Origin of the sequence: Nakamurella aerolata (assembly GCF_013002705.1) — a bacterium.
GTDB classification, from domain to species: Bacteria; Actinomycetota; Actinomycetes; order Mycobacteriales; family Nakamurellaceae; genus Nakamurella; species Nakamurella aerolata.
In genome coordinates this window covers 507,202-519,482 of record NZ_JABEND010000002.1, presented here as the reverse complement: position 1 = coordinate 519,482, position 12,281 = coordinate 507,202, and the positions used below count along the sequence as shown (strand labels likewise).

Here is a 12,281-nt window from a genome sequence, read left to right as displayed (position 1 = left end):
GGCCGACCCAGGGCCGCAGCCGCCGCCCACGACCGAGCCCGATCGGGTTGCCGCCCAACCAGTCTCACCCGAACCCACTCCTTCACAGCAACAGCAACAGCAGGAGATGCCATGAGCGTTGCCTCGAGTTTCTTGGCCGCCACCCTGACTCCCGCCGAGAAGGCGAAGGCCGCAGCCGAGCCGTGGACCGGCCACGACACCCGGCTGTTGCTGGTCACCTTCGGCTCCATCGCGATCATCGTGCTGCTGATCGCCTGGGCCAAGATGAACCCGTTCCTGGCACTGATCCTTGGGTCGGCGTTCATGTCGCTGGCCTCCGGCGTGCCGGTGGCCGACGCCGTCGGCAACTTCGAGTCAGGCGACTTCGGCGTCGGCTCCGTGCTGAAGGAGGTGGGTCTGCTGGTGGCGCTCGGCGCCATGCTCGGCAAGTTGCTGGCCGACTCCGGCGGGGCGAATCAGGTGGTGGACAAACTGATCTCGCACGCCAAACCCAGACACGTGCCATGGCTGATGGCACTGGTCGCCGTGATCATCGGCATCCCGATGTTCTTCGAAATCGGCCTGGTGCTGCTGCTGCCGGTGGTGGTGTTGGTGGCGGTGCGCAGCAAGATCCCGCTGATGCTGGTGGCGGTTCCGGCCTGGGCCGGCCTTTCGGTGCTGCACGGATTCGTGCCGCCGCACCCGGGACCGCTGGCGGCCATCGCCTCGCTCGACCCGAACGGCGGCGGGGCCATCCTCGGCCCGACCATCGCACTCGGCCTGCTCTGCGCCATCCCGACCGTGATCATCTGCGGCCCGCTGTTCGCCAAGTGGTGCGTGAAATGGGTTCCGGTGGGCGGAGATCACGCCCCGATGGCCAAGCTGCTCGGCGTGGCAGCCGGCAACGGCGGCACCGCATCGGGGACGGGACGGCCACCGGCCGACGGCGGCACCGACGACGATACCGCCGCCGACTGGCACGGCAAGCAGGCCGCGGACGACCCGGAACTGAAGCGCCGCCCCAGCTTCGGCATCACCATCGCCACGATTCTGTTCCCGGTGGTGCTGATGCTGCTGCGTGCACTGGCGGATGTGATCTGGCAGAACAACCCCGACCTGATGCTGCGCCGCATCCTCGACTTCCTCGGCGAACCGCTGGTGGCGATGGTGCTTGCGGTGCTGCTGGCCATGGTCACGTTCGGGTACGCGGTGGGCTTCTCCGGGTCGTCGATCAGCAAGCGGGTGGGCGATTCCATCGGCCCGGTGGCGCTCGCGGTGTTCGTGATCGGGGCCGGCGGCGGCTTCAAGGGCAGCCTGGTGGGCGCCGGTGCCGACATCACGATGGCGAAGGCGGCCATCAACCTCGGCGTGCCGATCCTGTTGCTCGGCTGGCTGTTGGCGGTGTTGATCCGGGTCGCCACCGGTTCGGCGACCGTCGCCATCACCACCGCGGCCGGCATCATCACCACGCTGGCAGCGGCGGCGGACCTGTCCAACACCCATATGGCTTTGCTGGTGCTGGCTCTCGGTGCCGGCTCGCTGTTCCTCTCCCACGTCAACGACGCCGGGTTCTGGCTGGTGAAGGAGTCTTTCGGGCTCACCATGGGTCAGACCTTCAAGACCTGGTCGGTGATGGAGACGATGATCTCGGTGATCGGCCTCGGGCTCACCGCGCTGCTCTGGGTGATCTTTTGACGCCGGTCCCGCTGCCGTGACGCAGCAACAGCGGTAACAGCACGAGCGGCCGGTGCTCACTCCTCACGGGGTGAGCACCGGCCGCCTGCCGGGTAGCGGGTGTGGGTGAATCGGTGGCCGGCGTGTTGCCGATCAGCCGTTGGCCAGCGCCTGCAACCTGTCGTAGGCACCGTTGAAGTAGTCCTTGTCCAGCGGTGTCGAGGTCCACTGGAAGAACGTGTAGTAGCTCCAGCCGGCCGGCAGCGGCGGCGTTGAGGTGCTGTAGTTGGCCACCCACAACGGGTTCGTGGCTCCGAAGCTGGCGTTGTTGCCGGTGCACTGCTGCCACCAGCCGGTGTTGGTGTAGATCACCGCGTCGCGTCCGGTACGCGCCTTGTACTGATTGGTGAAGCTCCGGATCCACGACACCATCGCCGACTGCGACAGCCCGTAGCAGGTTGAGCCGTACGGGTTGAACTCGATGTCGAGCACCCCCGGCAGCGTCTTTCCGTCCCTCGACCAACCGCCGCCGCGGGCAACGAAGTAATCCGCTTGCGCCGCACCGGATCCGATGTCGGGCCGGGCGAAATGGTAAGCGCCGCGGATGAATCCGGCGTTGTACGAACCGTTGTATTGCTGGGTGAAGTAGTTGTTGGTGTAGTAGTTGCCTTCGGTCGCCTTGACGTAGGCGAACCGGAAACCCTGGCCGTAGTAGTAACTCCAATTGACGTTGCCCTGGTAGCTGGAGACGTCGATTCCGGAAACCCTCGCGACGGCAGCAGCAGTGGCGCTGGAGGTGCGAGCGCGGGCGTCACCGCTGCTCTTCGGCGTCGACCAGCCGAGGTAGGCCTGCCCGGGAGCAAGTTGGACGCCGTCGCCTGCCTTCGGTTGCGCGGCCGGGGCCGCCTGCGCGGCCGGCGCTGCGGTCAGCAGCAGGGCGGCGACGCCGGCGACGGCACCGAGGCCGCTCAGCCGTCGTCTGGTCCTCCTAGGGCTGGTTCGGGTAGCGGACGCTTGGGTAGCTGTGGTGATGGACATGCACGACACCTTTCGTTCGACGAGTCGAGAAGACGGTGAGTCCCTGACATCAACCGGGCAACACATGGACAACAACAGGAGCAACGGGCGGGTGCGCCCGCGACATCCGGGGCCGGGTGGCCCGTCGAGAAGCGATCCGAAGGACGGAGGCGGCGCGGCCCGGCGAAAGGTTCGACGGCCCGCTGATGTGCTGCCCCCGGGTGGCCGAGGCCAGGATCGTCGCGACGCTCGGACTCTATGCCGGATTCGCCGACGACGCACCAGCTGCGATCGATCGCCGAACGGTACGGCGGCAACGCCGCGTTGATGACATCAGCCGAACAGGGCATTGCGGGAGCGCTGCCTCAACCGATCGCGCCAGCGCCCGGACGGGTGGACGCCGTGTTGCGCACCGTCGGTGACCCCGGCTCCCCATCGCGATTCAATGGAGTGAAGTTGCTCAAAGAGCGGCTGAACGTGTCAGAAATTTACATCGGCGAGCTAGTCAGCTCGGTCCGGATCAACCGGCAAGCGCCTGCTGAATCTGATCGGCGATCAGCTGATGCCCCGCTGGTTGCGGATGCACGTCCTGTTGACTGCAGGCGAAGGTCAGCGTGCAGATCCGGGCGACCGGCACCGGGAGCGTGCCGATACCTTCCACCGGCTGTGTGTTGCCCATCGGCTGGTAGCCACCGAACGCCGCGGTCAGATCGACGAACCTGGCGTCGGCGGCGGCGTAGGCACGCTGCAACCGCGGGTTGATCTGGTCGCGGAAGACGCTGATGCTGGCCGTCGCCACCGCTCGGTTCCCGCTGGGATACACCCCGAGGAAGACATCCGGATAGGTCAAGCCGACGATGGTGACGTCCGGACCGGCCGCCGCGCGCAACTGGCCGACGATGTCGGCAAGGTTGGTCGACATGGCGGCCAGCTTCTCGTCCAGACAACGCTGGGCCGTGGCCTCGACATCGGTCGGCACCGCGGTGGCGCTGGATGCGGTGCCCATCGCCGACACCGCCCCGGTGAAGCAGGGTTGAAAGTCGTTGCCGCCGATCACCAGGGTGATCAGCTTGACGGCGCCGGGTCGCTGCCGGATCAGCTCCAGCGCCGCGGCCAGCTGCGGGGTCGAATACCGGGGCGCGCCAGGACCGAGCAGGTTCGGGTCACAACCGTTGCTGCTGCGCATGTCTTGGGTGGTCGCGCCAGAGCAGGCCAGGTTCACCAACTCCACCGGATTGCCGGCATCGGCGAGCGCTGCGGTGAGTCGGTAGGCGAACCCGTCCCTTGTGGTGCCGAAGCCGCCCTGTGGCAGGGGCCGGTAGCCGGCGCCGTAGGAATCGCCGAGCGAGAGGTAGACGTCGGCCGGGCCGGCCCCGCCGCTCGATGCGGGGCCGGGGCTGGCCGCACCGGTGCCGGTCGGTCCGGACGGCACGATGCCGGTGCCGCCCGCGGTGGCACTGCCGTCCGTGGTGGCACTGCCGTCCGTGGTGGCACTGCCGTCCGTGGTGGCCCTGCCGTCCGTAGTGGCACTGCCGCCCGGCGAGCAGCCGGCCAGCACCGCAAGGGCCAGCGCGGTGAGCGTCGCGGTGACGGTGCGCCGTCCCCTGCGCCGGCGGGCCGTCCGCTGAGGCGGCTGAGGCGGCGGTTGCGGTGTCGCCGCCAGCACCGTTGACCGCATCTGTCACACTCCTGCCGCTGGTTGGCGATTGTCTTCTCGCCCGGCCGACCCGATGCGGGCCTGGCGAGGCGGGGAACCCCCGCACCGGCGCGGCGGAACTGCGGGTCGCTGAGCGCGCGACCGAAGCGCCATGGTATGCGAAAATGGTAGGGCGTCCGATGCCGTGCGGGTGAGCTGCGACCGGCATGGCCCACCCGGGTGATCAGCACGGTGCCCAGCGCCGGTGCGTCGCACCGTGCGAGGCACCGCCGCGAGCTAAAAGACACACGGGGCCAGCAACAGTGGAGGGGAGCGTGGCGCACACATCGCCCGAATCAGCGACGGCGGCCGAGCAGGTGCCGGCGTCGGGGTCTGCCGACGCCGCCGTTGAGTCGGCGACGACGCCGCCACTGCCGTCCGACGCCTTCCCCGGCGCCGACCCTGCCCTCACCCGGCCCCGCCCGGTGCCGAACGCCGGCCTGCTGGCGCGGCTGCGCGACAGCGACCGGGTGCATGCGCTGCTGCCGACGCCGCTGGCGCTGGCCGCCACCGACCTGGTGTACGGGCTGGCCACCCGACTGCTTCCCGGTCGCCGGGCCGCGGCGGAGAACGCCATGCGCGCGGTACTGCCGCCGGACACCCCGGCGCCGGAGATCGCCCGGCTGGCCCGAGCCCAGGTGCGGGCCCTGGCCCGCGGCTGGGAGCTGTACTACCGACCGAAAGCCTTGCAGCGCATACCGATTCACGGTCTCGACCACCTCGCCGAGGCCCGCGCCAGCGGTCGCGGCATCATCATCTCGTTCGTGCACTACGGACCGGAGATGGCCTGGACCATTCTCGGTCGGCACGCACCCATAGTCGCCGTCAACGGCGACTGGGTCACCGAGGCCGTGCCGGACGGATTCGCCGGGCTGCAGGTGGAGAAGAAGCGCAGCATCTTGCGCCGCAACGGATTCGGCATCGCCTACTCGGGTGGCTCGGCGTCGGTGCTGCTGCGAGCGCTGAAGGCCGGCGGCATCATCATGCTGGCGATGGACCTGCCGGGCAAGCGGGTGACGCGCTACCTCGGCCGCGATGTCGAGATGGTGGACGGCACCGCACGGTTGGCCGGGCTGGCCAACGCGCTGATTGTGCCGGGAACTGCGCTGCCACGGGGACGCAGTTGGTACCTGCAGCTGTTCCCTGCGCTCGACCCTGCCGATTACCCGGACACCGGCGCGCTGCATCAGGCGCTAGCCGACGTGCACGACGCCGCCGTCTCCGGCGCGCCCGAGCACCTGAACAATCCCATCCGTCCCGGCATGTGGGCCAGGGCGACCGAAACCGCTTGGCTGCGAACATGATTCAACCGAAGCGCACGCAAAACAGCACCACCGACAACACCGATCACGGCGGGCCGACGCGGGGCAGCGCCGCGCGGTGGCGGCGGCGCCGCACGTCCGGCCGCGTCGCCGGGCTGAGTCTGGCCGGCACCGTTGTCACCCTGGTGGTGACCGCGCTGGTCGCGGCGGCCTGTTCCAGTGGCAACGGCGCTGCCCCGGCAACCGCACCGGAGAGTCACCGGGCGATCGGGGCGCTGCAGAACGGGCCGGCCATTCCCGGCCAGCAGAACGCGCCGGCCGCTCCGCCCGCCCAAACCCCAGCACAGACTGCCGCCTCGACAACGCTGGGCGAACCGACCTGGACCGGTCAACAACCGGCATCGCCACCGAGCAGCCTTTCCGAGCTCAACATGGCCCCCGGCCAGGGTTTGCACGTCGGGCTGACCATGTTCGCCGCCTGGCGGGACTGGGAACGGCTCGCCCCGTTGGCCAATGCGGCGGCGTCCACCGGGGTCAAGTGGATCAGAGTCGACATCGGCTGGTGTTCGCTGGAAGAGCGTGGTCCCGGCATCGTGTCCGGCTGGTATCAGCAGCGACTGGACACCATTGTCGACACCTTGCGCGGCAAGGGTTTCAACATTCTGATGACGGTCGGCTGCACCCCCACCTGGGACGGTCAACGCACCTATCACAACTTCCCCAACACCCCTGCGCAGTTTCAGCGCGCCATGGGCTACCTGGCCAACCGCTACGCCGGCCGGGTGCAGGCCTGGGAGATCTGGAACGAACCGGACTGCACCGAGCCGATGTGCACCAAGGTCACCGCAGACAGCTACCTTCCGGTGCTGCGGGCAGGCTTTGCCGGGGTCCGCGCCGGCGATCCGGACGCGCTGGTGGTGTCCGGCGGGATCAGCGGCAACGACGTCGGCTGGGTCCTGCGGCTCTACGAGCTGGGCGGCAACGCCTACTTCGACGTACTCGCCACCCACCCGTACATCGACCCGACCACCGGAGCGCCGGAACTGCCTGCCGCCCAGAACATCTACCGGATCAACCAGGTCGCCGCGGTGCGGCAGGTGATGGAGCAGAACGGTGATGCCGGCAAGCCGATCTGGTTCACCGAGTACGGCTGGAGCACCCCGACCGGCGGCGACCGACCCGGCGTCAGCGAGACCGTGCAGGCCGACTATCTGCGCCGCTCGGTCGCGGTGATGCAGCAGTATTCGTATGTCACCGCCGCGTTCTGGTTCTGCCTGCGCGACCGCGACGACTCCACTCCTTACGAGAACTCGTTCGGGCTGCTGCGCGTCGACGGAAGCCAGAAGCCGGCGTTCAGCGCCTTCGCCGGCGCCCTTTCCCAGTTCGGAGTCGCATGAGCCGCCCGGTAAAAGCGTTGCTGGTCAACGAGAACATCGGCGGCCACGCGACGGTGCACCACCACCTGCGCACGGTCGCCGCCCAGCGCGACGACATCAGCATCAGGATTGTCGAGGTGCCGCCACCCAATTTGATCCGCAAGCTTGCCGCCGCACCGGTGCCGCTGCTCTCGCGTTGGGACGCCGATGTCCGCCCGGTCCGTTACCAGCTGGCGCAGTCGGCGTGGGTGGCAAGGATGCTGCCCCGCTGGTTGGCCGAAGAGCCGGCCGACGTGGTGCACCTGTACACCCACAACACCGGATTGCTGGCCGGGAAAGCGTTGCGCGGCACGCCATACGTGGTGACCCTTGACTCCACCAACGCGCAGAGCAACCTGCTGCATCCGATCCGCCCGACCACCAGGTTCTCGGCGCTGTCCACCCCGCTGGTGACGCCGTTCGAGCGGCGGCTGTACCGCGGCGCCGCGCGGGTGGTGGCCAACAGTCGCTGGGCGGCCGACTCACTCACTGGGCACTACGGCCTCGACCCCGAGCAGATCAGCACCCTGCCGATGGGCGTCCCGCTGCCCGCGGCGACCAGTACCCCGCCCGGCCAGCAGTCGGCAAGCGCTCAGTCGGCGGGCGCTCAGTCGACAAGCGCTCAGCCGGCGAGCGGGGCACCGACCCTGCCGCGGGTGCTGTTCATCGGGCGGTCGATGCAGCGCAAGGGCGGCATCGACCTGCTGCGGGCCCACCAGCGTGACCTCGCCGATCGCGCCGAGCTGGTGCTGGTCACCGGCGACGATGTCGACGCCGTCGCGGCGGCCGCCGGGATCGACCGGCCACTGCGCAACGTCACCGTTGTCGGTGACGCCCGCCCCGGCGACGGCAAGGTGGACGCCCAGCTCGCCAACGCCGACATCATGGCGCTGCCCAGCAGCATCGACCAGTGGCCGAATGCGGTGATGGAGGCCATGTCTCACGGCGTCACGCCGGTGGTGTCCGGTGTCGGCGGGATGCCGGAGATGGTGCTGGACGGAGCCGCCGGCGTCGTCCTCGACACCGTCAGCGAAGACAGCATCAGCAGCGCGCTGACCCGGCTGCTCGACGATCCGGACGAGCGCCGGCGACTCGGCGAGCGGGCCCGCAGGCGGGTTCAGGAAGACCTTGACGTCACCATCACGGCCAACCGGCTGCTCGACGTCATTCGGGACGCTGCCGGCTGAGCTGCCTGGTGTCGTTGCCGCGCAACAGGTCTTTGACTCCCCAGAGCAGCACCGCGAGCAACACCACCGCCCCTACCCCGGTGCCGACCACAGGGGCGGCCGGATCGTGCCAGAGCTTGAACAGCACCAACCCGGTCGGAAGTCCGACCAGCACCGCGGCAATCCCTGCGCCGGCCAACAGCTTCACCCGGTGCTGGGCCAACAGCACCGGCCAGAGCACGAAGCTGAGCAGGATCGGCAGCGCGCTGATCGCCAGGTAGCGTACCGCCGGAATCGCGCCCTCCCACCTGGCACCGAACGGCACCTCGACCAGCCAGGGCGCACCGACGAAGCCGATCACCGCCACCGCAAGTCCGGCGATGGTGCCGAGCTTGAGATAGCGGATGGCGGCCCGGCGCAACGCTGCCGGGTCGTTGGACAGCGCCGACATCCCCGGCACCAGGCCGAATCCGACGGTATGTGCCACGGTGACGCCGGCGTCAAGGTACCGCGAGGCCACCACGTACGCGGCCAGTACCGCCGTCGATCCGGTCCCGGCGACGATGGTGCCCTGCCGCCACAGCACCACCATCGCGGTGCCGGCCACCGCCACCCAGATGCTTTGGCCCAGCAGCGATTTCCAGGCGAGGCTGGGCTCGTCCCTCGGCGGCAGCAGCACGATGCAGATCACCAGCACCACGAGCTCTTTGGCGAACACCACCACCATCAGCGCGGTGGCGCTGCCGCCGCTGTACACCACGATCAGGCCGCCGATCACCAGCGCGACGGCACCGCCCATCTGCAGCGCGCCCTCAAGCATCACACGTCCGGTGGCGCGCAGCAGCTCGGCCCACAGCCCGTTGAAGCCGCTCACCACCACGAAGGCGACGGTCAGCAACAGCGCAGAGACCGGCACCCCCTTCGGCCCGAAGAACACCGTGAGCAGCACGGTGGCCAGTGCCGCCGCTGCCACCGAGAACGCTTGCAGGGGAAGGGCACTGCGCAAGGCGCCACCGGCCGGCAACCGACCGGCGGCCACCTCGCGGCCGGCAATGGCGGCGACGCCGAGGTCGGTGAGCACCAGCACCAGCGTCGCGGTGCCGAGCAGATAGCCGTAGACGGCCACCGTCTCGTCGCTGGCCTCGCGGGCCAGGAAGATCACCAGAATGATGCCGACCAGCCGACCGAACACCCGCGACACCAGCGCCGCGATCAGCCCGAGTTTGGCCAGCCGGGAACCGGCCGCCTCACTTTCGCCGGTCGCCGCCGCGGCGCCGTCGGCACCGGCGGGTTCGGTGGACAGTTCGATCTCGGACGGCGGGGCGTCGGGCACGCCGGCCTGCCCGAGGTCCACCGCCGTCGGCCGGTGCGGCCGCTGGTCCGGCCGGTGGGGCGTTGCCGGGGTGCTGCCGTCGGGGTCAGCCATGTGCGTGGCTCGTCACGTCGATACTCGTTCCATCGTCAGGGGTTTGGGTAGCGGGCGCTCATGGGGGCGAGCGCGGGCGGCGACAACCGGTCGGGTTCGGACGGCGTCGCTGCCGGAGGACCGGGTCGGGGCTGGGTGCCCACCGCCGCTGCGGCCAGGACGCCGAGCACCAGCATGGTCAGGTAACCGGTGGTGTAGCTGGCCAGCGAGGCGCGGCCGATCCAGTCGATCGCGGTGGTCAGCAGCACGGCCAGCCCGGCCCAGGCGGCACGGACCGGCGGCGGCGGGCCGCGTCGTTGGATGCGGTCGGCAGGCCCGCGCAGCGGCAGCGGCCGGGCCCCGCGGAGCAACAGCCACAGCAGCGAGCCGAACCCGGCGATCAACGCGGCCACCCCGACGATGCCGACGTCGGACAGCACCTGCGCGTATGCCGAGTCCAGAAATGCCGTGTTGCCGGCGAAGACGGCGGTGGGAGCCTGGGTCGGGTCGTAGCTGGGCGCGTCGGCGATGGTGGTGTCCACCCTGGTGGAACCGATGCCCCTGTCCCCGACGCCGTTTCCCACCGCCACCGATTGCCAATCGGTGACGGCCAGCGCCCACGAGGTGGACCGGCCGTTCAGGCTGAGCAGCAACGGCTTTTCCGGCCCGCCGGGCGTCTCCGAGGTGGTGATGGTGGCCAGCGCCAGGATTCCGGCGACGGCGGCGACCAGCCCGGCCAGCAGCGCCTGCCGCCAGAACCCGCGAGAGATCACCCAGACCGCCAGCAGCACGCCGGCCTGCAGGAACGCGGTGCGCACGTCGGCGGCGGCCAGTACCGCCAGCGATGCGGCGCCGATCAGCAGGCCGAGCGCCGGACGGGCCAGGAACAGCGCAACAGCCAGGCCGATCACCGCCAGTGCGGCCAGCTGGAACGGATCCTGGAAGGTTCCCGAGGTGCGTAGTCCGCCGGTGCTGGTGAGCCGGACCTGCGAGCCGAACTCGTACCCCCAGGAGAACACCAGGGCGTCGGCACCGGCGAACTGTTGCGCCCAGGCGAACACCGCCTCGAACGGCAGCAGCACCGCGCAACAGCGCACCAGCGCCTGCACGGAGCGGCCGGGCGCCGCGGTGAGCAACCCGATCAGCAGCAGCGCAAGGGCGGACAGCAACAGCCTTGTCCCGAACAGCCACGGGGTGTCGTACGAGCCGGCGGGGTTGACAAGGTACAGCCCGACCAGCACCGCGAGCGGCGCCAACGCCGGCGCGAACCGGCGCACCCGTGCCAGTCGAACGTCCTTGCGCAGCAACGTGATCGCCGTCGCCAGTGCGGCCACCACCAGCAGTGCGTCCTTGACCAGCCCGAACGACGCTGACACCCGCAGCTGCAGTTCGCCGGACAAGGAGAAGAGCACCAGCGCCGCCCACACCAGCAGCTCCGGCCGGCGCACCAACGCCGCCGTCGCGGCGGCCGCGGCGCAGCCACCGAGCACCGCGGCCGCGACCAGGCGGGCGTGCTGCGGTGCCACCGCCACGGCGGCAACGGCCAGCGGCAACAACACCGCGCCGATCCCCAGCAACCAGCGCCGCGGCCAGTTCACCGGTAGCGCATGCCGGGCCCTGCCGGTCGGCAGGGCCCGCGCTGCTGGGGGCAGGACGGTCATCGGCGGTGGCTTACCGAGCAGCGTCCGCTCGGACGCTGGGCGCCGGTTCGGCGCCGCGCCGGCGGCCGAGGCTGAGCCCGATGGTGATCAGCGCGCCGGCGGCCAGCCCGACCACTCCGAGCGCGAGGGGCAGGGTGTTCCCCGGTACCGTCTGGGTCGCCGGATCGTCCGAGACTCGTTTGATCGGAACCAGATTGCCGTTGAGCAGCCCGGCCCGAACTCTGATCGCGGCTGCCGAATCGGTCCCGCTGCTCTGGCTGTCACCGGCCGCCTCGGTCGCCGCTGGCACGGCGCGCAGGGTGGCGGCGACCTGCCGTTGCTGCTCGGCCGCCAGGGCGTCAGCAACGGCCCTGGCATAGTCCTGCGAGCGGGTCGCCTCCGCGGTGGCGGCGGTGATGGTCACCAGGTGCGCGGCTGCTACCGCCTCGGCGCTGACGGCCGCCGAAAGGTCGGCGGCGCTGGTCGGCGTGCCGGCGGCCGACAACTGTTTGGCGGCCGCGTCCAGCACGGTGCTGGTGGTGGCCAGGTTGGTGACGTCCACCATGTCCCCGGGGTTGACCGGCTCGGCATTGCCGCCGATCAGGATGGCCAGCGCCGAGTTCGGGGTGGCCTGCACCTGCACCACCGACGAGGCCTCGAACTGCGGGCCGCGCACCCGGTCGATGACGAATCCGGCCACCGCCCCGAGCACCGCAAGCCCCACCAGCAGCACCGCCGCCAACTTCCACGGGAAACCGCGCGAGGCAACGGCTCCGGCCGCCGGCGCCTGCTCCACCGGTGTCGACGGCGGGTCCGAGGCTGCCGGCGCGTCCGGCATGCCAGGGGTTGCCGGCGCATCCGGGACGGCCGGGGAGTCCGGCGCGTCCGGGGTCACCTGCGCTGTCGGCTGCGGCGGTGGCGGTTCGGCAGCATCGCGCTGCTGGCGGTCAGTCATGCTGTGTTCCCCTCATCGGACCGGTCACTGAAAATCTCAGAACGCACCGGAATCTCGGCAATCTCATCGGCT

Annotated in this window: 9 protein-coding genes; 4 read left to right on the top strand and 5 right to left on the bottom strand. The window is 70.1% G+C overall.

Features of this window, described 5'->3' with window-relative positions; translation table 11 throughout:
- The first annotated feature begins 111 nt into the window (after positions 1-111).
- Entirely contained in the window at positions 112-1,674 is a 1,563-nt protein-coding gene (locus HKD39_RS05515) for a GntP family permease (RefSeq protein ID WP_171198790.1), read from the top strand.
- 132 nt (positions 1,675-1,806) lie between these two features.
- Here the strand turns inward: HKD39_RS05515 and HKD39_RS05510 are convergent, their stop codons facing one another.
- Positions 1,807-2,691 (bottom strand): lysozyme, encoded by an 885-nt coding sequence (locus tag HKD39_RS05510; protein WP_171198789.1) that lies wholly within the window; start codon positions 2,689-2,691, stop codon positions 1,807-1,809.
- 499 nt (positions 2,692-3,190) lie between these two features.
- Entirely contained in the window at positions 3,191-4,348 is a 1,158-nt protein-coding gene (locus tag HKD39_RS05505) for a GDSL-type esterase/lipase family protein (protein WP_171198788.1), read from the bottom strand.
- Positions 4,349-4,641: 293 nt separating this feature from the next.
- Between HKD39_RS05505 and HKD39_RS05500 the strand changes: the two genes are divergently transcribed.
- The 3 genes from HKD39_RS05500 to HKD39_RS05490 are packed head-to-tail and all read left to right on the top strand — an operon-like array spanning position 4,642 to position 8,230.
- On the top strand, positions 4,642-5,670 hold the full coding sequence (locus HKD39_RS05500; protein ID WP_171198787.1) for an LpxL/LpxP family acyltransferase: 1,029 nt from the start codon (positions 4,642-4,644) through the stop codon (positions 5,668-5,670).
- Positions 5,667-7,025, top strand: a complete 1,359-nt coding sequence (locus HKD39_RS05495) for a GH39 family glycosyl hydrolase (RefSeq protein WP_171198786.1) — start codon at positions 5,667-5,669, stop codon at positions 7,023-7,025. The genes HKD39_RS05500 and HKD39_RS05495 overlap by 4 nt, the downstream gene beginning before the upstream one ends.
- Positions 7,022-8,230, top strand: a complete 1,209-nt coding sequence (locus HKD39_RS05490; RefSeq protein ID WP_171198785.1) for a glycosyltransferase family 4 protein — start codon at positions 7,022-7,024, stop codon at positions 8,228-8,230. Before HKD39_RS05495 ends, HKD39_RS05490 begins: the two co-directional genes overlap by 4 nt.
- Here HKD39_RS05490 and HKD39_RS05485 read toward each other — a convergent pair.
- Genes HKD39_RS05485 through HKD39_RS05475 form a run of 3 tightly spaced genes read right to left on the bottom strand, consistent with a single transcriptional unit; the run spans position 8,208 to position 12,209 of the window.
- Entirely contained in the window at positions 8,208-9,635 is a 1,428-nt protein-coding gene (locus HKD39_RS05485; protein WP_171198784.1) for an oligosaccharide flippase family protein, read from the bottom strand. The genes HKD39_RS05490 and HKD39_RS05485 overlap by 23 nt on opposite strands.
- Before the next feature lie 35 nt (positions 9,636-9,670).
- Entirely contained in the window at positions 9,671-11,275 is a 1,605-nt protein-coding gene (locus HKD39_RS05480) for a hypothetical protein (protein ID WP_171198783.1), read from the bottom strand.
- 10 nt (positions 11,276-11,285) lie between these two features.
- A complete protein-coding gene (locus HKD39_RS05475) occupies positions 11,286-12,209 on the bottom strand; it encodes a hypothetical protein (protein WP_171198782.1) in 924 nt (307 codons plus the stop codon).
- Positions 12,210-12,281: the final 72 nt, after the last annotated feature.